Source organism: Cupriavidus sp. 05N39, from assembly GCF_056397325.1.
The window spans coordinates 1-21,338 of sequence record NZ_JBFTNE010000004.1; the positions used below are offsets into that span (position 1 = coordinate 1).

Sequence of the window (21,338 nt, forward strand, 5' to 3'; positions counted from 1 at the left end):
GCATTACCTCCAGTTCAGCGACCTGACTCCCGATGAGTACGAGTACCTGCTGGACCGCGCACGGATTCTGAAGACCAAGTTCAAGAACTACGAGACATGGCATCCGCTGCACGACCGCACGCTGTCCATGATCTTCGAGAAAAACTCGACTCGTACGCGCTTGTCGTTCGAGGCCGGCATCCACCAGCTGGGTGGCCATGCCGTCTTCCTCAATACCCGCGACTCGCAACTCGGGCGCGGCGAGCCGATCGAAGACGCGGCGCAGGTGATCTCGCGCATGGTCGACATCATCATGATCCGCACCTTCGGCCAGGACATCATCGAGCGTTTCGCCGCGCATTCGCGGGTGCCGGTGATCAACGGGCTGACCAATGAATACCATCCCTGCCAGGTGCTGGCCGACGTCTTCACCTATATCGAGCAGCGCGGCAGCATCCGCGGCAAGACGGTGGCCTGGATCGGCGACGCCAACAATATGGCCTACACCTGGATCCAGGCGGCCGAGCGCCTCGGCTTTACTTTCCACTTCTCGGCGCCTCCCGGCTACCAGCTCGACCCGGCCATGGTGCCGGCGTCGGCCGCGCACCTGGTCAAGGTGTTCGACGATCCGCTGACCGCCTGCCAGGGCGCGGACCTGGTCACCACCGATGTGTGGACCAGCATGGGCTACGAAGCCGAGAACGACGCGCGCAAGCGCGCCTTCCAGAACTGGATGGTGACCACCGCCATGATGGATCGCGCCAACCCCGACGCGCTCTTCATGCACTGCCTGCCGGCGCATCGCGGCGAGGAAGTCGAGGCGGCTGTCATCGACGGCCCGAAGAGCGTGGTGTGGGAAGAGGCCGAGAACCGCCTGCACGTGCAGAAGGCCCTGATGGAATTCCTGCTCTGCGGGCGCTACTGATCCTGAGCGTACCGCGCCAAGTTTGGCGCACATGCGGCACGCCAACCCGGTGCCAGAAGGCTGGCTGAGCGCTGGATGAAGGCGGCAAGTGCCGCCCAAGCCGGAGCGGACGTGTCAAAATAGCGGTTTTTCCGCATTCTTTTTCGCGTGTCCGGCGTCAGCGCCGGCCACGCTTACTTTGCGCATCGAGTCGAACATGAGCGATATCAAGAAAGTCGTGCTCGCCTACTCCGGCGGGCTGGACACTTCGGTGATCCTGAAGTGGCTGCAAGACACCTATCAATGCGAGGTGGTCACCTTTACCGCCGACATCGGCCAGGGCGAGGAACTCGAACCTGCCCGCCAGAAGGCGCTCAAGTTCGGCATCAAGCCGGAGAACATCTTTATCGACGACCTGCGCGAAGAATTCGTGCGCGATTTCGTCTTCCCGATGTTCCGCGCCAACGCCGTCTATGAAGGCGAGTACCTGCTGGGCACCTCGATCGCGCGTCCGCTGATCGCCAAGCGCCAGATCGAGATCCTGCGCAGCACCGGCGCCGACGCCGTGTCGCATGGCGCCACCGGCAAGGGCAATGACCAGGTTCGCTTCGAACTGGGCTACTACGGTCTGGAGCCGGGCGTGAAGGTCATCGCGCCGTGGCGCGAGTGGGACCTGCTGTCCCGCGAAAAGCTGCTGGCCTACGCTGAAAAGGCCGGCATCGAAATCGACATGAAGCACAAGAAGGGCGGCGCCCCGTACTCGATGGACGCCAACCTGCTGCACATCTCCTTCGAAGGCCGCCACCTGGAAGACCCCAAGGCCGAGGCCGAGGAAGACATGTGGCGCTGGACCGTGTCGCCCGAGAACGCACCGGACGCGGCCGAGTACCTGGACGTCGAATTCGAGGGCGGCGACATCGTCGGCCTGAATGGCAAGCGCATGACCCCGGCCGAAGTGCTCACCGAGCTGAACCGCCTGGGCGGCAAGCACGGCATCGGCCGCCTGGACCTGGTGGAAAACCGCTACGTCGGCATGAAGAGCCGTGGCTGCTATGAAACCCCCGGCGGCACCATCATCCTGAAGGCCCACCGCGCCATCGAGTCGATCACGCTCGACCGCGAAGTGGCTCACCTGAAGGACGACCTGATGCCGCGCTACGCCAGCCTGATTTACAACGGCTACTGGTGGAGCCCGGAGCGCCGCGCGCTGCAGGTGCTGATCGACCACACGCAGGCCAAGGTCAACGGTTGGGTGCGCGTCAAGCTGTACAAGGGCAACGTGATCGTGGTCGCGCGCGACTCCAAGGACACGCTGTTCGACAAGACCATCGCGACCTTCGACGATGATGGCGGCGCCTACAACCAGGCCGACGCCGGCGGCTTCATCAAGCTGAACGCGCTGCGCATGCGCATCGCCGAGAACGCACGCCGCCAGCGCGGCGAGTAAGGCGGGCTTCAGGCCCCGGCCCAATTCGGACCGTGGCCCTGGCAGTCAGCACTCAGCAGAAGAGGGGCCGTCATGGCCCCTTTTTTGCGCCGCCTCGCCATTGAACATTCCAGATTCCAGTCATCAAGAACCAAGCATCAAGGAGAAATAGCGTGAGCCAGTTCGACAACGTATCCGTCGTCAAGAAAGCCAACCTGTACTTCGACGGCAAGTGCGTCAGCCACACGGTGCTGTTCCCGGATGGCACCCGCAAGACGCTGGGCGTCATCTTCCCCGCCGCGCTGACCTTCAGCACCGGCGCTCCGGAAATCATGGAAATCAATGCCGGCGTGTGCCGCGTGAAGCTGGCTGGCGAAGATCAGTGGAATACCTATGGCGCCGGCCAGCAGTTCAATGTGCCCGGCGACAGCAGCTTTGATATCGAAGTGACCGAAACGCTGGACTACGTCTGCCACTTCGCCTGAGTACGATGGCCCGGGCGGCTTAAAGCACCACCGGCTCGGGCTCAATGCGCACGCCGAAGCGGGCCTGCACGGCATCGGCGATGCGACGCGCCAGCGCCAGCAGGTCCTGCCCCGTGCCGCCGCCGTGGTGCACCAGCACCAGGGCTTGCTTGCCGTAGACGCCCACCGGGCCGTCGCTCACCCCCTTGAATCCACACTGGTCAATCAGCCAGCCGGCCGCCAGCTTGTAGCTGCCATCGGGTTGGACATGGCTGACCAGGTTGGGGTACTGCGCCAGCAGCGCGTCGCGCTGGCCGGGGGCAACCACGGGATTCTTGAAGAAGCTGCCTGCATTGCCGATTTGGGCAGGGTCGGGCAGCTTGCGCGTGCGGATCGCGATCACCGCTTCGCGGATGCGATCCGCCGTGGGCACCGCGGCTGACTCTTGTGCCAGTTCGCGCGCCAGTTCCGCATAGCCCAGCACCGGCTGCCAGGGCAGCGGCAGGCGCAGGGTGACAGCCGTAATGATGTAGCGGTCACGCCCCTCGCGCTTGAACAGGCTGTCCCGGTAAGCAAACTCGCATTGCTCCAGCGTCAGGCGGACGAATTCGCCGCTGTGCCGGTCGAAGGCGCGCAGGCTGTCGAAGCGCTCGCGCAGTTCAACGCCGTAGGCGCCAATATTCTGGATCGGCGCTGCGCCTGCGGTGCCGGGAATCAGGGCCAGGTTTTCGAGCCCTGGCAGGCCGTCGGCAATGGTGCGGCAGACCAGTGCATGCCAGTTCTCGCCGGCGCCGGCCGTCACCAGGTGGGCATCGTCGCCGGCGGCCACCGCGTAGCCGGGGATTTCCATCAACAGCACCAGCGCGTCGATGTCCCGCGTCAGGACCACATTGCTGCCGCCGCCAAGCACAACCAGGGGCAGGCCATGCGCGCGCGGATCGGCCAGCGCGCACAGCAGGTCGCTTTCGCTGCGCACGTGCGCCGCAAAGCGCGCGCGTACGTCGAATCCGAATGAATTGTGGCGGCGCAGGGGATAAAATTCGTGGAAATCAGCCATGCAAGGGAAAGGTGAGGCGGCCGCCGTGGTCGACGGCACCGGACTGCAGGGTAGGCTGGATTATACGTAAGCGCCGCCGCCAGCCGGCGCGCGCCCAGGACAAAGCCTGCGGGACTGCCGCGGGCAAGTGGCAATACACAGCAACACGCAGCAAGACAAGGAGAATGCAATGCCGTCGTTTGACGTAGTGTGCGAAGCGAACATGATCGAGGTGAAGAACGCGGTCGAGCAGGCCAACAAGGAAATCACGAACCGCTTTGACTTCAAGGGTTCGGATTCGCGGGTCGAGCACAAGGAGAACGAACTCACGGCTTTCGCCGATGACGATTTCAAGCTCGGCCAGGTCAAGGACGTGCTGATCAGCAAGATGGCCAAGCGCAATGTCGACGTGCGCTTCCTGGACTACGGCAAGACCGAGCGCATCGGTGGCGACAAGGTCAAGCAGGTCATCACCATCAAGAAGGGCGTCACCGGTGACCTGTCCAAGAAAATCGTCAAGATGATCAAGGACAGCAAGATCAAGGTACAGGCCAGCATCCAGGGCGACGCGGTGCGCGTTACCGGTACCAAGCGCGACGATCTGCAGAGCGTGATCGCGCTGCTGCGCAAGGATGTTCCGGAAGCCCCGCTGGACTTCAATAACTTCCGCGACTGACCTTGTCGCAAATTGGCGCGGCAGCCGTGCTGCCGCGCTTGGCCATCATCTGGGCTGCGGCAGGCCGCCGATCTTCGCGCCGGCCTTCAGGCCCTTCTGCGCGAACCATCCCTTGTTCATCTCCAGCGCGTAGCGCACCGCTGCGCGCGGGCAGTGGTTGTCCTCGGTCTGGGGCGCCATGTCCTCGATATTGACGATGGAGCCGTCATCGGCCAGGAAGGCGATCGACAGCGGCAGGTCGGTATTTTTCATCCAGAAGCAATGTCCGGCCTTCTCATCGAAGACGAACAGCATGCCCTCGTTGGCGGGCATGGTTTTGCGATACATCAGGCCGCGTTCCCGGGCTTCCGGCGTAGCGGCGATTTCCGCCTTGATGGCGTACATGCCCGCGCTGAGTTGCCGGACCGGCAAACTAGCCGGCGACTGGGCAGAGGCGGACGTCAGGGCGGCAAGGGCGCAGCCGCCGGCGAGCAGGTTTTTGATGACAGGGCGCATGGAAGGAACGGCGATTTGGACGGTTCGGGACCCGCCAGCATAGCGCAGCTATCGGGCGAGCGGCGCCATCGGATAGTTCGCATTTGTTGCTGCAGGCTACGGTGACGGGCGCGCGCTTTTGGCGCCTGGCCATCGCAGGCAAAAAAAAAGCAGGCGCCTTGCGGGCAGCCTGCCTTGCTAGCCGGGCGCAATGCCCGGCCTGCCTGCAAATCTTTACTTCGTTGCAGCGTCGGCCTTGGCAGCCGGGGCAGCCGGGGCAGCCTTGGTCTTGTTGTGAGCGTGCTTCTTGGTGGACTTCTTGGTGCTCTTCGTCGCGGGCTTTGCAGCCGGGGCTTCAGCGGCGGGCGCTGCAGCAGCCGGAGCTGCCGGTGCCGGAGCGGCGGCTTGGGCGAAAGCGCCGGTGGCGAACAGGCCGGCAACCAGAGCAGCGATCAGTTTGTTCATGCTATCTACCTCGGAAGGTGAAATCGATTCGGAAGAGTTGACTCGTTATACGACGCGTCAGTGTCAAAAACGAAACGGACCGGTGAGCCGTTGACTCACGAACTGTTAATTTTTGTAACTTCTTGAGCGGGGGCGTGGATGGCGCTGCGGGCCTTGCGGATTCGCTGCCCCACCCGCGCGCGCGCGGCGCACCGGTGCGTTGGCACGCGGCGCCGTGACAGCCTCGATGCCGAGCATCGCCGGATCGATCTCGCACCATTGCCCAGGCGCGAGTCCGAGCGTGCGCAGATCTAGCGCGCCGATCTGTACGCGCAACAGGCGCAAGGTGGGGAAGCCCACAGCCGCCGTCATGCGCCGTACCTGGCGGTTTTTACCCTCGCGGATTTCGATTTCCAGCCATTGGGTTGGAATGGCTGCGCGAAACCGCACCGGAGGATTGCGCGGCCAGAGGAAGCCGGGTTCATCGATGCACTGTGCTCGCGCCGGCAGCGTGCGGAAGTCGCCGAGATCGACTCCGCCGCGCAGGCGCGCGAGCGCGGCTTCGTCCGGTCTGTTTTCCACCTGCGCCAGATAGGTCTTCGGCAGCTTGTGGTGCGGGTCGGCAATGCGCGCCTGCAGGGCGCCGTCGTCGGTCAGCAGCAGCAAGCCTTCGCTGTCGGCATCGAGCCGTCCCGCCGGATACACGCCGGGGCGTTGCACGCAGTCGGCGAGCGTAGGGCGCGTAGGGTGCGCGGAGAACTGGCTCATGGTGCCGAAGGGTTTGTTCAGGGCAATCAGCGTCATCAGGGGCGGGAAGCGAGTCGGGGTAGGCAACGCCAGGGCCGTGCCGATGGCCGGGCCCCAGGGCATCACGGGCGCCAGTATGCCGCAGCCCGCGTGGCGGCGCGGGTTCCGGCAGGATAGCGGATCATGAAATTTTGCTGCATAATACAAAACGGTCTTGTGTCTTATATAAGACTGAATTGCCTCTGACGCTTGGCTGGGCAGGCGGCGCGTGTTGCGGTGCGGCATCGTAACCGCATCGAACCCCGCTAAAATGCCCGCGCGCCACTCACATCTCGCCGTCCGGTCACGAACCTGGGCGGCACGTTACGAACCCCCGTTCCGTACTGGAGACGTCATGTATCAACACATCAAGGTGCCGGCCGGCGAGAAGATCACGGTCAACCAGGATTTTTCGCTGAATGTTCCGGACAATCCAATCATCCCTTTCATCGAAGGCGACGGTACGGGACTGGATATCACCCCGGTGATGATCAAGGTGGTCGACGCTGCCGTGGCCAAGGCCTACGCCGGCAAGCGCAAGATCTCCTGGATGGAGATCTATGCTGGCGAGAAGTCGACCAAGGTATATGGCCCCGATGTGTGGCTGCCTGACGAAACCCTTGAGGTCCTGAAGGAATACGTGGTGTCGATCAAGGGCCCGCTGACCACGCCGGTCGGTGGCGGCATCCGTTCGCTCAACGTCGCACTGCGCCAGCAACTCGACCTGTACGTCTGCCTGCGCCCGGTGGCTTACTTCAAGGGCGTGCCCTCGCCGGTGCGCGAGCCGCAAAAAATCGACATGGTGATCTTCCGCGAGAATTCGGAAGACATCTACGCCGGCATCGAGTGGGAAGCGGAAAGCGACCAGGCCAAGAAGCTGATCGCCTTCCTGCAGAACGAAATGGGCGTGAAGAAGATCCGTTTCCCGGACACCTCGGGCATCGGCGTCAAGCCGGTTTCCAAGCAAGGCACGAAGCGCCTGGTGCGCAAGGCCATCCAGTATGCGATCGACAACGACAAGCCGTCGGTGACCATCGTGCACAAGGGCAACATCATGAAGTTCACCGAAGGTGGCTTCCGTGACTGGGCCTACGAGCTGGCCCAGCAGGAATTCGGTGCCGAACTGATCGACGGTGGCCCGTGGTGCAAGTTCAAGAATCCGAAGACCGGCAAGGAAATCGTGATCAAGGACGCCATCGCCGACGCGTTCCTGCAGCAGATCCTGCTGCGCCCGGCGGAGTACTCGGTCATCGCGACGCTGAACCTGAACGGCGACTACATCTCCGACGCGCTGGCGGCGCAGGTTGGCGGCATCGGCATTGCCCCGGGCGCCAACCTGTCCGATTCCGTGGCCATGTTCGAAGCCACCCATGGCACCGCGCCGAAGTACGCCGGCAAGGACTACGTGAACCCGGGTTCCGAAATCCTCTCCGCCGAAATGATGCTGCGCCACATGGGCTGGACCGAAGCCGCCGACCTGATCATCTCGTCGATGGAGAAGTCCATCCTGTCGAAGAGGGTCACGTATGACTTCGCCCGCCTGCTCGAGGGTGCGACGCAGGTGTCGTGCTCGGGCTTTGGGCAGGTGATGATCGACAATATGTAAGCGCAGATCAGGCCGTCTCAGCCTGAACCGAAAACCCCGGCGACTCAAAGGTCGCCGGGGTTTTTTTCATCCCGAATCAGGACGTACTGCGCGGCAAGCGGACCCTGATCGACATGGGAAAAGTACGAATGGGGCACATAATGAAAATGCTCACAGCACGTGCAGAAATGTCCGATTGATTTTGGTGCTGTTTTGCGCACAAATCAGGTGGTTCCTGCTCTGGTTTGGGACTACCTAGCGCACGGCCCGCGTTTGCGATGGCATCCGGCCTGGCGCGGATGAAAGCGGTACTTGCCGCGCTCACGTCGACCAATTTCATCCGGTATTCCGCCGAGTCAATGCGCGCCGTTGCGTGTGTCTCGCGGGAGAATAGTCCCGGCGCTGTCGCGGAGGTCTGCGCACCGGACACTGCCACGCACACCATTCGATTCGCCTCGACTTCTGTACGCTGCGTGCGCGCCATCCCCGGTTCGACTCGCAGCTGCAGGAAGTTTCGTTGCTTCGCTTGACCGCACCCTGGCGGCGCTGGCCGATCCCAGCCGGCGCCAGGTAGTGGATTTGTTGCGCGAGCGGCCAATGCGCGCCGGCGAGATTGCGCGGGCCACCGGCCTCAGCCCGCAGGCGATGAGCCGGCATCTGYGGGTGCTCAAGGGGGGCGCGCTGATCGAAGAATCCCATCAGTCGCCATCGGGCTTCGATGCCCGTGTGCGCATCTATGCCCTGCGGGCAGGGCCGATGAGTGAACTCAAGGCCTGGCTGGAGCAGACAGAGCAGCTCTGGGCGGAGCAACTCACGGCCTTCAAGGCCCATCTGGAGGCCGGAGAATGAGCGCGTGCGTGCAGGTTTCCTTGCGGGTGACGGCTACGCCGCGGCGCGCTTTCGAGGTGTTCACCCGTGATATCGCACTGTGGTGGCGCCCCAATATGCTGTTCCAGGTCGGGCCAGGCAGGCCCGGCGTGCTGTCGTTCGAACCGGGCGAGGGCGGCCGGCTGGTCGAGACATGCCGCGATGGATCGGTATTCGCGATTGGCACCGTTACGGCCTGGGAGCCCGGCGTGCGGCTGGCCTTTGGCTGGCGGCAGGCGAACTTCGGGCCGGACCAGGCCACCCAGGTCGAGGTCAGTTTCACCGCGGTGGGCGATCAGACCAGGGTCACCGTCGAACATCGCGGCTGGGATAGCGTGCCGCAAGGGCATGTGGCGCGCCACGGCTTCCCGGAAGGCGTATTTCTGCAACGGAATGGCGAGTGGTGGCAGGCGTTGCTGGCAGCCTACCGGGGGCAGGCGGCGAGCGCGGATGCTGCGCCCATGCCATGAGGACGGACAGTAGCCGATGCCAGCCAATTGGCAAACAAAAAGCCCGGCATTGACCTGACCGGGCTTTTTGTCGGATGCGCTACGTGCTGCTGTTCAGCTTGCTGGTCTGGACACGGCGCGCCGGCTATGGAGGCCAGGCGATGTCCGGGGGGCGGCAGGCCGATCCCGTTCCGGGGATGATTCCCCCGCATCCTGTCGTGACCGCCTCAAGCTCTGTCGGCTGGTGCGGTCGCGCACCTTGCCCTCAGGCGCCGTCCTGGATATTGGTGGCTTGTTTGCCCTTGGGACCCTGGATGATTTCGAAGGACACGCGCTGACCCTCTTTCAGGGTCTTGAAGCCACTCATCTGGATGGCCGAAAAGTGCGCAAACAGCTCTTCTTCGCCGTCGTCCGGCTTGATGAACCCAAAGCCCTTGGCGTCATTGAACCATTTGACGATACCGCTTGCCATAAACTCCCCCAACAAAAAAAGCACGATACGAGCGGGGGAAAGCGCCGCGGCCAGCCGGGTGCCCGGCGTGCCTGGCCATGCGCCCCAGTCCGGTGGAACCGGGCCAGGTACGATGACACGACTTTGCGGACACCGCGTAGCGGCCAGTTTCATGTGCTGACTCGCCGCCGCCGGATTCGTGGGCCTCCCTGCTCACGGATCACCCAGGTCCGGCTTATTGCTTTGGCTCGCGTAACCAGACGTGAATGTGCGAACGATTCTTCTGTCAAACCTGCGCACTGTCAAGTTGGCAGATTCCCCACTCCCGGTAGGGTGTGGCGGGAAAGGAACGGCTGTAGATGGTATTTTGGAGGGGAGGGCTGCACAGCAACTGCGTCCAGCCCAAGAGGTGAACCCGGATGCCTTCGGCATCTCCGGAATTTGGATGGCCGCTGCATCGGCCTCTTGAATCCGGCGTCTTTTCCCCAAATTGCAGAGTTGTGCGTAAGGGTTAGAATAAAGCCATGGCTACACGGCTGGCAAATGTCCCACAACGCGAAGCAGGCACCGTACTGGAGCGGAAAGAGCAGGCGCTCAAACCGCCCGCCATGTACAAGGTGTTGCTGCTGAATGACGACTTCACCCCGATGGAGTTCGTCGTGATGATCCTGCAGCAGTATTTCAGCAGGGACCGGGAGACGGCGACGCAGATCATGCTCACCGTCCACCGGGAAGGTAAGGGAGTCTGCGGTATCTATACCAGGGATATCGCGGCGACGAAGGTCGAGCTGGTGTCAACCCACGCACGGCAGGCGGGTCATCCGTTGCAATGCGTGATGGAGGAAGCATGATTGCGCAAGAATTGGAAGTCAGCCTGCACATGGCGTTTGTTGAAGCCCGGCAGGCACGCCACGAGTTCATTACCGTGGAGCACCTGCTGCTGGCGTTGCTTGACAACCCCACGGCAGCGGAAGTCTTGCGCGCCTGCGCAGCCAATATTGAGGATTTGCGCACCAGTCTGAAGAACTTCATCGCGGACAACACGCCCGTGGTGCCTGGCACCGACGAGGTGGATACCCAGCCTACGCTGGGCTTCCAGCGCGTCATCCAGCGCGCCATCATGCATGTCCAGTCCACTTCCAACGGCAAGAAGGAAGTGACCGGGGCGAATGTCCTGGTGGCGATCTTTGGCGAGAAGGACTCACACGCGGTGTACTACCTCCAGCAGCAGGGCGTGACCCGGCTGGATGTGGTCAATTTCATCAGCCACGGCATCCGCAAGGACCAGGCCGAGCCCGCCAAGCATGGCGACGGCACGGCCGAGGGTGAAGGCGGCGATGGCAAGGAAAGCCCGCTGGAGCAGTTCACCCAGAACCTGAACACGCTGGCCAAGGCCGGCAAGATCGATCCGCTGATCGGCCGCGAGAGCGAAGTCGAGCGGGTGGTCCAGGTGCTGTGCCGCCGGCGCAAGAACAATCCGTTGCTGGTGGGCGAGGCTGGAGTCGGCAAGACCGCGATCGCGGAAGGGCTGGCCTGGCGCATCACCAAGAACGAAGTGCCCGACATCCTGGAAAAGGCGGTCGTGTACTCGCTCGACATGGGTGCCCTGCTGGCCGGCACCAAGTACCGGGGCGATTTCGAGCAACGCCTGAAGGGCGTGCTCAAATCGCTCAAGGACAATCCGAACGCGATCCTGTTTATCGACGAGATCCACACGCTGATCGGCGCGGGCGCCGCTTCGGGCGGAACGCTGGACGCCAGCAACCTGCTCAAGCCGGCACTGTCGTCGGGCCAGCTCAAGTGCATCGGCGCCACCACCTTCACCGAATATCGCGGCATCTTCGAAAAAGACGCGGCCCTGTCGCGCCGTTTCCAGAAGATCGACGTGGTGGAGCCGTCGGTCGACCAGACCGTGCAGATTCTGCGCGGCCTGAAGTCGCGCTTCGAGGAGCACCATGGCGTCAAGTACGCGGCGGCGGCCCTGACCGCGGCAGCCGAACTGTCGGCGCGCTTCATCACCGACCGCCACCTGCCGGACAAGGCCATCGATGTCATCGACGAGGCTGGCGCCGCCCAGCGCATCCTGCCCAAGTCCAAGCAGAAGAAGACCATCGGCAAGGGCGAGATAGAGGATATCGTCTCGCGCATCGCACGCATCCCGCCGCAGAGCGTCAACCAGGACGACCGCAGCAAGCTGCAGACCCTGGACCGCGACCTGAAGTCCGTGGTGTTCGGCCAGGACCCGGCCATCGAGGCGCTGGCTTCGGCCATCAAGATGTCGCGCGCCGGCCTGGGCAAGACCGACAAGCCAATCGGCTCTTTCCTGTTCTCCGGTCCGACCGGGGTGGGCAAGACTGAAGTCGCCAAGCAGCTTGCCTTCATCATGGGCATCGAATTGCTGCGCTTCGACATGTCCGAATACATGGAGCGCCATGCGGTGAGCCGGCTGATCGGCGCGCCGCCGGGATATGTCGGCTTCGACCAGGGCGGCCTGCTGACCGAGGCCGTTACCAAGAAGCCGCACTGTGTGCTGCTGCTGGACGAAATCGAGAAAGCGCATCCGGATATCTTCAATATCCTGCTGCAGGTGATGGACCATGGCGCGCTGACCGATAACAACGGCCGCCGCGCTGACTTCCGCAACGTGATCATCATCATGACCACCAATGCGGGAGCGGAAACCATGAACCGCGCCACCATCGGCTTCACGTCCTCGCGCGAGCAGGGCGACGAGATGGCTGACATCAAGCGGATGTTCACGCCGGAGTTCCGTAACCGGCTCGATGCGATGATCAGCTTCCGTTCGCTCGATGAGGAAATCATCCTGCGCGTGGTCGACAAGTTCCTGATGCAACTCGAGGAGCAGCTCCACGAGAAGAAGGTGGAAGCCAGCTTCAGCGAGCATCTGCGCAAGTTCCTGGCCAAGAAGGGCTTCGACCCGCTGATGGGCGCGCGGCCGATGCAACGCCTGATCCAGGACCTGATCCGCAAGGCGCTGGCCGACGAACTGCTGTTCGGCAAGCTGGTATCCGGTGGCAGGGTGGTAGTGGATCTCGACGAGCAGGACCAGATCAAGCTGGACTTTGCCGAGGCTGCCGCGGAACCGCCGGAATCGCCGGAAAACGAGAAGGCGGAAGTCTAGGACGAAGTGCGGAGGGTGGGCAGAGCGGACCTTGCCTGCAATTCGTGCTATCCTCGGGCAAAATACAGGGCGGCAGCGATGCCGCCCTTTTTGTTTTGGCCGGGTGCGGTTGCCGCCGCAGCTGTGTTCCCGCCATTCGCCTGAGTACCCGATGTCCCGATCCGAATGCTCGCGGCTGCGCCGCCTGCTGCTCAAATCGTTGCCGCTTGGCGCGATGCCCCTGATTCCCGTGCCCGGCATGGCTGCCCTGGGTGGCGATGCCACTGCCGCCGGTTCCAGTCGCCCCATTGCCATGGTGCTGCCGTTCCCGCCAGGGGGCAGCGTCGATATCGTGGCGCGCCAGTTGCAGCCCGGCCTCAAGAGCGGGCTCGGCCAGACGGTGGTGATCGACAACAAGCCCGGCGCGGGAGGCCTGATCGCGTCGAGTACGGTGGCGCGTGCCCGGCCGGACGGCAGCACCTTGTTGATGGCGTTCGACACGCACGCCATCAACCCGTTTGCCTACAAAAACCTGCCGTACGACACCTTCCGCGACTTCACGCCGATCACGCAACTGGTCCGCTTTCCGCTGGTGATCGCGGCCAACCCCTCGTTGCCAGCTTCCAATGTGAAGGAACTGGTCGCCATGGCGCGGCAGAAGCCGGAGAGCATTCACTACGCTTCGTCCGGCATCGGCAGCCTGAACCAGCTTGCCGCCGAGGCGCTGGCGACCGAGGCCGGCGTGCGCTTTCTCCATGTTCCATACAAAGGTGGCGGCCCGGCGGTGCAGGCCGTGCTATCGAATGAAGTCGACGTATTTTTCTCCAGCTATGCGGCGGTACAGGCGCATGTGGCAGCCAAGACGGTCAAGCTGCTTGGCGTGACCGGTACTACCCGCCTGCGCCAGTTCCCGCAGTTGCTCACCGTGGCCGAGCAGGGATATCGGGGCTTCGAGGCCTATTCCTGGATCGGGGTGTTTGGCCCGGCCGGGTTGCCGGAGCCGACCGTGGCGCGCTTGCACGATGCCTTGGTCCGATCCTTGCGGCAGCAGCGCGTGGTCGATGCGCTGGCCATGCAGGGATTCGAGATCGTGGGCGGCTCGCCTGCCGAGCTGGCCAGCCTGGTACGGCACGAGCACGATAAATGGCAGGCGGTGGCGCGCAAGGCCAATATCCAGTTCGATTGAAGTGTGAAGCGAGAGGTAGAGGTAGCGATGACGATGGAACTGCTAGACCACGCCGTGATGGTGTGTCCCGACCTTGACGCTTCGGCGCAAGCCTGGCGCGGGTTTGGCTTCACGCTGACCCCCCGCGGTTATCACACGCTCGGCTCGCAGAACCATTGCGTGATGCTGGCGCGCGACTATCTCGAGTTGCTGCACGTCACCGCACCCAGCCCGACGCGGCAGTATTACTGGGATGCGCAGGAAGCCGGAGGCGGCTGCGCCGCGCTGTCCTGCAAGAGCAGCGATACCTTCACCGCCGCGGCGCAGTTGCGCGCCGATGGCTGGCACACATCGGACCCGATCGAGTTCTCGCGGCCGGTGCGGCTGGACGATGGCACCGAGCAGCCCGCCACCTTCCGTGTCGCGGCGATCGACGATGCGCCCGGCGCGCGCTTTTTTATCTGCGAGCACCGTACGCCGGAGCTGCTGTGGCGGCCAGAGTGGACCACGCATGCCAACGGCGCGACCGGCATCGCCGCGATGTTCCTGGTGGTGGCGCCGTGCCTGGTCGAGGCGGCTGGCCGCGCTTATGCCGAACTCACCGGCGGCGAGATGACGCAGTTGAGCGATCACATCTGCAGCCTGGCGCTGGATGGCGCCACGCTGGTGGTGACCACGCCACAGGCGCTGGCCGCCGCCACCGGCACCGAACACGTGCGCCGTGCCGTGCCTGGTTATGCAGCCATCCGGCTGCGTACCAGCGATCTGGCCGCGGCCCGTCAGGGCTGGCGCGCCGCGCGTGTGGGCGCGCTCGATCTTGGTCCCGACGAAAGCCTTATCCCCGCCTCCGTTGCCGGCGGCGTGGCGCTGCTGTTCGAACAGGCGCGCTGAGCGCGCCCCCTGACCTGGCTCAGGCGCCGTTCTTGGCGTGGTGGACGCCGGTGGAGCCAAAACCGCCCGCGCCGCGCACGGTGTCTTCCGAAAAGTCTTCCACGGTCTTGAATACGGGCCGCAGCACCGGTACAAACATCATCTGCGCGATACGCTCGCCCGGCTGGATCACGATCGGCTCGGTGCCGGGCGCGTTGCGGTTCCACACGCTCACCATGATCGGGCCCTGGTAGTCGGCGTCGATCACACCGATCGAGTTGCCCAGCACCAGCCCTTTCTTGTGGCCGAGACCCGAGCGCGGGGCGATGGTGGCCGCCATATAGGGATTGGCCATGTGCACGGCGATGCCGGCCGGCACCAGTTGGGCCGGCGTGCCGGGTTCGATGACGAGTGCCGCGTCCAGGCAGGCGTGCAGGTCGATCGCTGCCGCCATATCGCTCTGGTAAGCCGGCAGGCCCCATTCGTGCAGGCGTGCGTCGAGCACCTTGATTTCGACGGTGGGGTTGGCTTCGATGGTCATGGCTGGTCAGTCCCGGAAAACAAAAAACGTTGGCAACCCGAGATGATAGCCGAGCTCAGCCGCCCGACAGGTCAAACGCCTGTGCCAGCAGCTCGTAGGTGCGCAGCCGCGCGGCATAGCTGGCGGTCACGCTCAGCACGACCAGTTCATCGGCGAGGAAGCGCTCGCGCAGGTCCAGCATGCGCTGCGCGACCTGCTCCGGAGTGCCGCAAATGGTGCGCGGGCGCTCGCGTTCCACGATCAGGCGATCGCGTTCGGTGGGCTCGTGCTGGGCGGCCTGCGCCAGCGAGGGGATCGGGGCGTTGACGCCGTAGGCCATCTGCAGCCGGCGCAGGTCCACGGCGCGCTCCAGTTCCGCCGCTTCGGCCTCGCTGTCCGCGCAGATCACGAAGATGGCCGCCGCGCTGTAGGGCCGCTCGTCGTAGCCCGCCTCGAAATTGCGGCGGTACTGCTGAGCGACGGCATGGCCGACATGCGGATTGATAAAGTGGGCAAATGCAAAGCGCAGCCCCAGGCGTGCCGCCAGGGCGCCGCCGTAGTCGCTGGAGCCCAGCACCCACAGCTCGGGCCGGGTATCGATCTCGGGCTGCAGCACCACGCCTTCGGCGATATGGCCCGGCGGCACCTCGCCACGGAAGAGCCAGGATAGGTCCTGTACCTGCTCGGCGAACTGGTCGCCGCGGTTGTACTGGCCCATCGCCACCGCCTGCGCGGTACGCATGTCGCCGCCCGGCGCGCGTCCCACGCCAAGATCGATGCGGCCCGGGAACAAGCCCTCCAGCATGCGGAACTGCTCCGCTACCTTGAAGGGGCTGTAATAGGGCAGCATCACGCCGCCCGAGCCGAGGCGGATACGCTGCGTGACGCTGCCCAGGCGCGCCAGCATGACTTCCGGCGCCGGGTTGCACACACCGCGCAGGCCGTGATGCTCGGCACACCAATAGCGGGTGTAGCCCAGCGCATCGGCGGCCTGAGCCAGCTCCACGGTGGCGGCCAGGGCGTCGCGCGCGGTATGACCGGCAATGACCGGGCTCTGGTCGAGCACGGAGAGGCGCAGTTTGGGTTTGCTTGCGGACATGTTCAGGGGTTCGGGCGGGGTGGCGTTCGGAGGCGGAGCAAGCGCGGGCTCAACGGGGTGCGGGCAAGCGCCGGGCGATAGCCGCTACCAGGTCGCGCGCCAGCGTCAGCTTGTCGGCGCGCGGCAGGCGGGTCATGCCTTGGGCATCGAACAGCACGATCTCGTTGTCGTCCATGCCGAAGGTGTGATGGCCGATATTGCCCACCAGCAAGGGCACGTTCTTGCGCTGGCGCTTCTGTTCGCCGTATTGCTCGAGCTTTTCGCTCTCGGCGGCAAAGCCCACGCAGTAGGGCGCATCGGGCCGCGCCGCCACGGTGGCGAGGATGTCGGGGTTCTGCACAAAGCGCAGCGTCGGTGTGTCGCTGTCGTTGGCCTTCTTCAATTTCTGGCCGGCGACTTCGGCCGGGCGCCAGTCCGCTACCGCGGCGACCGCAACAAACACGTCGGCGCCGGGCAAGGCCGCCAGCACCGCGTCATGCATCTGCTGCGCGCTCTCCACATTGGTGCGGGCAACCCCGCGCGGCGTGGGCTGGGCCGTCGGGCCGGCCACCAGGATCACGTCGGCGCCGGCCTCGCGGGCCGCGCGCGCGATGGCAAAACCCATCTTGCCCGAGGAACGGTTGGTGATGCCACGCACCGGGTCGATGGCTTCGAAGGTGGGGCCTGCCGTGATCACCACACGGCGCCCGGCCAGCGGCTTGGGCTGGAAGAACGCAATGATGTCGTCGAGCAGTTCCGCCGGCTCCAGCATGCGGCCATCGCCGACTTCGCCGCAAGCCTGGTCGCCGCTGCCAGGGCCCAGTACCGTTACGCCATCCGCGCGCAGTTGCGCGGCGTTGCGCTGGGTGGCGGGGGCCGACCACATCTGCAGGTTCATGGCGGGAGCCACCAGCAGCGGACAGTCGCGGGCCATGCACAGGGTGGTCAGCAGGTCATCGCACAGGCCGTGCGCCAGCTTCGCCAGGAAATCGGTGGAGGTGGGCGCAACCACGATGGCATCGGCTTCGCGGGAGAGATCGATGTGGGCCATATTGTTGCCCACGCGCGCATCCCATTGGGAGGTGAAGACAGGCCGCCCGGAGAGTGCCTGCATGGTCACAGGCGTGATGAACTGGGTGGCGCCCTCGGTCATGACCACTTGCACGGTCGCGCCGGCCTTGGTCAGCAGGCGGACCAGTTCGGCCGATTTATAGCAGGCGATGCCGCCGGTCAGGCCAAGGACGAGATGCTTGCCTCGCAGATCCATGGATGTGCTCTTCGCTTGAGGGTTGTGGTCCGGGTGCCGCGGCAGCTGGCAGCGTTTGCTACCCCCCGCGCCGGAGAAACGTCAATAATACCGGCTTGCCCGCGCGCGCGTTGGCGGCGCTGCCGCCGTGCCTCGCGCGTCGCCATCATGCGAATTCGGCGGCACCATGGAAAACGCCCGCATGACGCGGGCGCAGTTGGAACGTTTTGCACCCAGGAGCGCGGTGCAGGTGACTGCTGCTTCAGTGCTTCCGGACCCGCCGCAACTCGTCCACGATCAGCAGCACCGCACCCACTGTGATGGCGCAGTCGGCCACGTTGAACGCGGGCCAGTGGTAGTTGCGCATGTGGAAGTCGAGGAAGTCGACGACATGGCCGTACACCACCCGGTCCAGCACATTGCCAATGGCGCCGCCGAGGATCAGCGAGATGGCGAAGCAGAACAAACGCTGCCCGGTATGGCGGTACAGCATCCAGATGATGAACAGGCCCACCACCACGCCCAGGCCGGTAAAGAACCAGCGTTGCCAGCCGCCGGCGTCGGCCAGGAAGCTGAAGGCGGCGCCCTTGTTATAGACCAGCACCAGGTTGAAGAAGCTGGTCACGGGGCGCGATTCGCCGTAGGCGAAGGTCCTGACGATTACGATCTTGAAGAACTGGTCCAGCACGATCACCAGCAGGGCGAACGCCATCCACAGCAGCGGGGTGGTGTTGCTGCCCTTGCTGCTGGCGCGCTTGGTGCCGCGCGCGGAGCGCGTGGTGGTGGTGGCCATCAGGCATGGCTCCTGTGTTCACCGGCGCCGAACAGGTTGCTGTCGCAGCGGCCGCAGAGGGTGGGGTGGGCCGGATCGCGGCCAACATCGGCACGGTAGTGCCAGCAGCGCTCGCACTTGGCGTGCACCGACGGCGTCACCGTGACCAGCAGGTCGCCGCCTTCCGGCGCCGGCGCTACCTTGGCGGCGGAGGTCAGCAGCACGAAGCGCAGGTCGTCCTCCAGGCTCTGCAGCGCGGCCAGCACCGGGCCGCCGGCCTGGATGGTGACTTCGGCCTGGAGCGAGGAGCCGATCTCGCCGTCAACGCGCACCGCTTCCAGTTGCTTGGTGACTTCGGCGCGGGCTTCGCGGATCACGTGCCACTTCTGCAGCAGGTCGTCGGCCTGGTCGATCTCCGGCACGTCGTAGTAGGTGCTGGTGAAGATGGTGTCGGTGTGCCCGGTGCCATGGCCGAAGATCTGCCACGCTTCTTCGGCGGTAAAGGACAGGAACGGCGCCATCCAGTGCAGCATGGCCTGGGTGATGTGGTACACGGCATTCTGCGCGGCGCGGCGCTCCTTGGCGTTGGGCGCGGTCGTGTAGAGCCGGTCCTTCAGCACGTCGAGGTAGAAGCCGCCGAGGTCTTCCGAGCAGAACGTCTGCAGCTTGGCGACCACAGGGTGGAACTCGTAGCCGTCGTAGTGCGACAGGACTTCCTTTTGCAGGCGCCCCGTCAGCGCGACCGCATAGCGGTCGATCTCCAGCCATTCCGATGCCGGCAGCGCGTGCTGCGCGTGATCGTAGTCGGCCAGGTTGGCCAGCAGGAAGCGCAGCGTATTGCGGATGCGGCGATAGCCTTCCACCACGCGCTTCAGGATTTCGTCGGAGATCGACAGCTCGCCCGAATAGTCGGTCGAGGCCACCCACAGGCGGATGATCTCGGCGCCCATCTTGTTCGACACGTCCTGCGGCGACACGGTATTGCCGACCGACTTGGACATCTTGCGGCCTTCGCCGTCCACCGTGAAGCCGTGCGTCAGCAGCGCCTTGTAGGGCGGCTTGCCGTACAGCATCGAAGCGGTCAGCAGCGACGAATGGAACCAGCCGCGGTGCTGGTCCGAGCCTTCCAAGTACAGATCTGCCAGGCGGCCGTCGGGCAGGTCGGCCGACGGGTCGTACAGGTCTTCACGGTGCGAGCCGCGGATCACGCTCCAGTGCGTGGTGCCGGAGTCGAACCAGACGTCGAGCGTGTCGCGGTTCTTTTCATACAGCGCGGCTTCCTCGCCGAGCAGTTCCTTGGGATCGAGCGCCTGCCAGGCTTCGATGCCGTGCAGTTCCACGCGCCTGGCGATTTCCTCAAGCAGCTCCGGCGTGCGCGGGTGCAGCGCGCCGGTTTCCTTGTGCAGGAAGAAGGCCATCGGCACGCCCCACTGGCGCTGGCGCGACAAGGTCCAGTCGGGCCGGTTGGCGATCATGTTATGCAGGCGCTGCTTGCCCCAGGCCGGGTAGAACTCCGTCGCCTCGATGCCGGCCAGCGCGGTTTCGCGCAAGGTGGCGCCGTTGTCGACAGGGTCAACGTCCATGCCCGCGAACCATTGCGAGGTGGCGCGGTAGATGATCGGCGTCTTGTGACGCCAGCAGTGCATATAGCTGTGGGTGTACTTGTGCGAGTTGAACAGGTTGCCCGATGCCTTCAGCACTTCGACGATCTTGGGATTGGCGTCCCAGATCTTCTGGCCGCCGAACAGCGGCAGCGTGCTGGCATAGACGCCATCGCCCATCACCGGGCTGATGATGTCGTGGTCGCGCATGCCGTGCGCCTTGCACGATTGGAAATCCTCCACGCCATAGGCCGGCGCCGAGTGCACGATGCCGGTGCCGGTATCGGTGGTGACGTAGTCGCCCAGGTAGACCGGCGACAGGCGGTCATAGCCCGCGTCCATCTTGGACAGCGGGTGGTGGAAGCGGATCTCCGACAGCGCCGCGCCGGTCGTGGTGGCCAGCACCTTGCCTTCCAGTTCGTAGACCTTGAGCTGTTCCTCGACGCGCTCGGTGGCCAGCAGCAGGAAGCCGCGCGCGGTGTCGACCAGCGCGTATTCGACTTCCGGGTGCACATTCAGCGCCTGGTTGGACGGGATGGTCCACGGCGTGGTGGTCCAGATCACGATCCAGCCGGGTTTGGCCGCGAGCTGCTCCAGCGGCACCTTGAAGGCGTGAGCCAGCTTGTCGGTATCGGCGAAGGGGAAGCCCACGTCGATGGAGAGATCGGTCTTGTCCTTGTACTCGACCTCGGCCTCGGCCAGCGCCGAGCCGCAGTCGAAGCACCAGTTCACCGGCTTCAGGCCGCGGAATACATAGCCCTTCTCCATGATCTTGCCCAGCGCGCGCAGCTCGTCGGCTTCGTTGCTGTAGTTCATGGTCATGTAGGGATGTTCCCAGTCGCCCAGCACGCCCAGGCGCTCGAAGTCCAGCTTCTGGCGGGCGATCTGTTCGGTGGCGTAGGCGCGGGCGCGCGATTGCACCTCCTGCACCGGCAGGCCTTTGCCGAACTGCTTTTCGATCTGGATCTCGATCGGCAKGCCATGGCAGTCCCAGCCCGGCACATAGACGGCGTCCAGGCCGCTCAGGCCGCGCGCCTTGACGATCATGTCCTTGAGGATCTTGTTGACCGCGTGCCCGATATGGATGTCGCCGTTGGCGTACGGGGGGCCGTCATGGAGGATGAATTTCTTGGCGCCCTTGCGAGCTGCCCGGATCTTCTTGTAGAGCTGCTTGTCCTGCCATTGCTTGACCCACAGCGGCTCGCGCTTGGGCAGGTCGCCGCGCATCGGGAAGGGAGTTTCCAGCAGGTTGACCGGATACTTGCTTTTTTCGGGCTTGGCGCGTTTGTCGTTGGACATGTCGATTCTCGGGGCAATTCGGTTGGCGCGCGGCACTAGCTCGGCTGGGCGCGGCGCGCGGTATGGCGTGGACGGGCTGCGGCGGAGCCGCGGGCTGGTTCGGGTGGGGTAGCGACCCGGGTCCC

The 21,338-nt window shown here is 64.5% G+C and carries 21 protein-coding genes; 11 read left to right on the plus strand and 10 right to left on the minus strand.

What is annotated here, in order from left to right; translation table 11 throughout:
- From argF to ppnP, 3 genes are all read left to right on the plus strand, one after another.
- The coding region (gene argF / locus AC1DN0_RS02745; protein WP_477145522.1) for an ornithine carbamoyltransferase at nucleotides 1–904 on the plus strand (904 nt) is incomplete at its 5' end.
- Nucleotides 905–1,100: 196 nt separating this feature from the next.
- The gene (locus AC1DN0_RS02750) at nucleotides 1,101–2,330 is read left to right on the plus strand and encodes an argininosuccinate synthase (protein ID WP_035867543.1); all 1,230 of its coding nucleotides are present in this window, start codon (nucleotides 1,101–1,103) and stop codon (nucleotides 2,328–2,330) included.
- A 152-nt stretch (nucleotides 2,331–2,482) separates the two neighbouring features.
- A complete protein-coding gene (ppnP, locus tag AC1DN0_RS02755; RefSeq protein ID WP_045237620.1) occupies nucleotides 2,483–2,794 on the plus strand; it encodes a pyrimidine/purine nucleoside phosphorylase in 312 nt (103 codons plus the stop codon).
- A 19-nt stretch (nucleotides 2,795–2,813) separates the two neighbouring features.
- Here the strand turns inward: ppnP and murB are convergent, their stop codons facing one another.
- Complete coding sequence (murB, locus tag AC1DN0_RS02760; protein WP_441626343.1) at nucleotides 2,814–3,830, minus strand: UDP-N-acetylmuramate dehydrogenase; 1,017 nt, start codon at nucleotides 3,828–3,830, stop codon at nucleotides 2,814–2,816.
- Nucleotides 3,831–3,999: 169 nt separating this feature from the next.
- Here murB and AC1DN0_RS02765 point away from each other — a divergent pair, with 169 nt between their 5' ends.
- On the plus strand, nucleotides 4,000–4,485 hold the full coding sequence (locus AC1DN0_RS02765; protein ID WP_035867396.1) for a YajQ family cyclic di-GMP-binding protein: 486 nt from the start codon (nucleotides 4,000–4,002) through the stop codon (nucleotides 4,483–4,485).
- Between the two features lie 45 nt (nucleotides 4,486–4,530).
- Here AC1DN0_RS02765 and AC1DN0_RS02770 read toward each other — a convergent pair whose 3' ends face one another.
- The 3 genes from AC1DN0_RS02770 to AC1DN0_RS02780 all read right to left on the minus strand — a co-directional run bounded on the left by AC1DN0_RS02770 (nucleotide 4,531) and on the right by AC1DN0_RS02780 (nucleotide 6,207).
- Nucleotides 4,531–4,980 (minus strand): DUF192 domain-containing protein, encoded by a 450-nt coding sequence (locus AC1DN0_RS02770; protein ID WP_276291158.1) that lies wholly within the window; start codon nucleotides 4,978–4,980, stop codon nucleotides 4,531–4,533.
- 213 nt (nucleotides 4,981–5,193) lie between these two features.
- Entirely contained in the window at nucleotides 5,194–5,424 is a 231-nt protein-coding gene (locus AC1DN0_RS02775; protein WP_035867390.1) for a hypothetical protein, read from the minus strand.
- 105 nt (nucleotides 5,425–5,529) lie between these two features.
- A complete protein-coding gene (locus AC1DN0_RS02780; protein ID WP_441626398.1) occupies nucleotides 5,530–6,207 on the minus strand; it encodes a pseudouridine synthase in 678 nt (225 codons plus the stop codon).
- A 337-nt stretch (nucleotides 6,208–6,544) separates the two neighbouring features.
- Between AC1DN0_RS02780 and icd the strand changes: the two genes are divergently transcribed.
- The 3 genes from icd to AC1DN0_RS02795 all read left to right on the plus strand — a co-directional run bounded on the left by icd (nucleotide 6,545) and on the right by AC1DN0_RS02795 (nucleotide 9,111).
- Nucleotides 6,545–7,795, plus strand: a complete 1,251-nt coding sequence (icd, locus tag AC1DN0_RS02785; protein ID WP_477102529.1) for an NADP-dependent isocitrate dehydrogenase — start codon at nucleotides 6,545–6,547, stop codon at nucleotides 7,793–7,795.
- Between the two features lie 525 nt (nucleotides 7,796–8,320).
- A complete protein-coding gene (locus AC1DN0_RS02790) occupies nucleotides 8,321–8,623 on the plus strand; it encodes an ArsR/SmtB family transcription factor (protein ID WP_477145548.1) in 303 nt (100 codons plus the stop codon).
- The gene (locus AC1DN0_RS02795; protein WP_441626347.1) at nucleotides 8,620–9,111 is read left to right on the plus strand and encodes an SRPBCC family protein; all 492 of its coding nucleotides are present in this window, start codon (nucleotides 8,620–8,622) and stop codon (nucleotides 9,109–9,111) included. The genes AC1DN0_RS02790 and AC1DN0_RS02795 overlap by 4 nt, the downstream gene beginning before the upstream one ends.
- A gap of 244 nt (nucleotides 9,112–9,355) precedes the next feature.
- On the opposite strand, the gene AC1DN0_RS02800 is transcribed toward AC1DN0_RS02795, so the two are convergent.
- Nucleotides 9,356–9,562, minus strand: coding sequence for a cold-shock protein (locus AC1DN0_RS02800; protein WP_017229665.1), 207 nt, complete (start codon nucleotides 9,560–9,562; stop codon nucleotides 9,356–9,358).
- Nucleotides 9,563–10,065: 503 nt separating this feature from the next.
- Between AC1DN0_RS02800 and clpS the strand changes: the two genes are divergently transcribed.
- From clpS to AC1DN0_RS02820, 4 genes are all read left to right on the plus strand, one after another.
- Nucleotides 10,066–10,392 carry an ATP-dependent Clp protease adapter ClpS gene (clpS, locus tag AC1DN0_RS02805; protein WP_006157525.1) on the plus strand — a complete coding sequence of 109 codons (327 nt, stop codon included), beginning with the start codon at nucleotides 10,066–10,068 and terminating at the stop codon, nucleotides 10,390–10,392.
- Nucleotides 10,389–12,683 carry an ATP-dependent Clp protease ATP-binding subunit ClpA gene (gene clpA, locus AC1DN0_RS02810; RefSeq protein WP_276291161.1) on the plus strand — a complete coding sequence of 765 codons (2,295 nt, stop codon included), beginning with the start codon at nucleotides 10,389–10,391 and terminating at the stop codon, nucleotides 12,681–12,683. The genes clpS and clpA overlap by 4 nt, the downstream gene beginning before the upstream one ends.
- A 151-nt stretch (nucleotides 12,684–12,834) precedes the next feature.
- Nucleotides 12,835–13,848: a Bug family tripartite tricarboxylate transporter substrate binding protein gene (locus tag AC1DN0_RS02815; protein WP_441626351.1), complete on the plus strand. Its 1,014-nt coding sequence runs from the start codon at nucleotides 12,835–12,837 to the stop codon at nucleotides 13,846–13,848.
- 27 nt (nucleotides 13,849–13,875) lie between these two features.
- Nucleotides 13,876–14,718: a VOC family protein gene (locus AC1DN0_RS02820; protein ID WP_441626402.1), complete on the plus strand. Its 843-nt coding sequence runs from the start codon at nucleotides 13,876–13,878 to the stop codon at nucleotides 14,716–14,718.
- A 19-nt stretch (nucleotides 14,719–14,737) separates the two neighbouring features.
- On the opposite strand, the gene dut is transcribed toward AC1DN0_RS02820, so the two are convergent.
- From dut to ileS, 5 genes are all read right to left on the minus strand, one after another.
- Complete coding sequence (gene dut / locus AC1DN0_RS02825; RefSeq protein ID WP_035867378.1) at nucleotides 14,738–15,238, minus strand: dUTP diphosphatase; 501 nt, start codon at nucleotides 15,236–15,238, stop codon at nucleotides 14,738–14,740.
- A 55-nt stretch (nucleotides 15,239–15,293) separates the two neighbouring features.
- Nucleotides 15,294–16,316, minus strand: a complete 1,023-nt coding sequence (locus AC1DN0_RS02830) for an LLM class flavin-dependent oxidoreductase (protein ID WP_441626353.1) — start codon at nucleotides 16,314–16,316, stop codon at nucleotides 15,294–15,296.
- Nucleotides 16,317–16,365: 49 nt separating this feature from the next.
- Nucleotides 16,366–17,562, minus strand: a complete 1,197-nt coding sequence (gene coaBC / locus AC1DN0_RS02835) for a bifunctional phosphopantothenoylcysteine decarboxylase/phosphopantothenate--cysteine ligase CoaBC (protein ID WP_441626355.1) — start codon at nucleotides 17,560–17,562, stop codon at nucleotides 16,366–16,368.
- Between the two features lie 241 nt (nucleotides 17,563–17,803).
- The gene (gene lspA / locus AC1DN0_RS02840) at nucleotides 17,804–18,334 is read right to left on the minus strand and encodes a signal peptidase II (protein WP_035867371.1); all 531 of its coding nucleotides are present in this window, start codon (nucleotides 18,332–18,334) and stop codon (nucleotides 17,804–17,806) included.
- A complete protein-coding gene (ileS, locus tag AC1DN0_RS02845; RefSeq protein WP_477145523.1) occupies nucleotides 18,334–21,213 on the minus strand; it encodes an isoleucine--tRNA ligase in 2,880 nt (959 codons plus the stop codon). The genes lspA and ileS overlap by 1 nt, the downstream gene beginning before the upstream one ends.
- Nucleotides 21,214–21,338 lie beyond the last annotated feature (125 nt).

Coding starts and splice junctions, on each gene's coding strand:
- clpA (WP_276291161.1), top strand. CDS start 10,389: ATGATTGCGCAAGAATTGGAAGTCAGCCTGCACATGGCGTTTGTTGAA.
- AC1DN0_RS02750 (WP_035867543.1), top strand. CDS start 1,101: ATGAGCGATATCAAGAAAGTCGTGCTCGCCTACTCCGGCGGGCTGGAC.
- AC1DN0_RS02800 (WP_017229665.1), bottom strand. CDS start 9,562: ATGGCAAGCGGTATCGTCAAATGGTTCAATGACGCCAAGGGCTTTGGG.
- clpS (WP_006157525.1), top strand. CDS start 10,066: ATGGCTACACGGCTGGCAAATGTCCCACAACGCGAAGCAGGCACCGTA.
- AC1DN0_RS02820 (WP_441626402.1), top strand. CDS start 13,876: ATGACGATGGAACTGCTAGACCACGCCGTGATGGTGTGTCCCGACCTT.
- lspA (WP_035867371.1), bottom strand. CDS start 18,334: ATGGCCACCACCACCACGCGCTCCGCGCGCGGCACCAAGCGCGCCAGC.
- icd (WP_477102529.1), top strand. CDS start 6,545: ATGTATCAACACATCAAGGTGCCGGCCGGCGAGAAGATCACGGTCAAC.
- dut (WP_035867378.1), bottom strand. CDS start 15,238: ATGACCATCGAAGCCAACCCCACCGTCGAAATCAAGGTGCTCGACGCA.
- AC1DN0_RS02830 (WP_441626353.1), bottom strand. CDS start 16,316: ATGTCCGCAAGCAAACCCAAACTGCGCCTCTCCGTGCTCGACCAGAGC.
- coaBC (WP_441626355.1), bottom strand. CDS start 17,562: ATGGATCTGCGAGGCAAGCATCTCGTCCTTGGCCTGACCGGCGGCATC.
- AC1DN0_RS02775 (WP_035867390.1), bottom strand. CDS start 5,424: ATGAACAAACTGATCGCTGCTCTGGTTGCCGGCCTGTTCGCCACCGGC.
- AC1DN0_RS02795 (WP_441626347.1), top strand. CDS start 8,620: ATGAGCGCGTGCGTGCAGGTTTCCTTGCGGGTGACGGCTACGCCGCGG.
- AC1DN0_RS02770 (WP_276291158.1), bottom strand. CDS start 4,980: ATGCGCCCTGTCATCAAAAACCTGCTCGCCGGCGGCTGCGCCCTTGCC.
- AC1DN0_RS02765 (WP_035867396.1), top strand. CDS start 4,000: ATGCCGTCGTTTGACGTAGTGTGCGAAGCGAACATGATCGAGGTGAAG.
- AC1DN0_RS02780 (WP_441626398.1), bottom strand. CDS start 6,207: ATGACGCTGATTGCCCTGAACAAACCCTTCGGCACCATGAGCCAGTTC.
- murB (WP_441626343.1), bottom strand. CDS start 3,830: ATGGCTGATTTCCACGAATTTTATCCCCTGCGCCGCCACAATTCATTC.
- AC1DN0_RS02815 (WP_441626351.1), top strand. CDS start 12,835: ATGTCCCGATCCGAATGCTCGCGGCTGCGCCGCCTGCTGCTCAAATCG.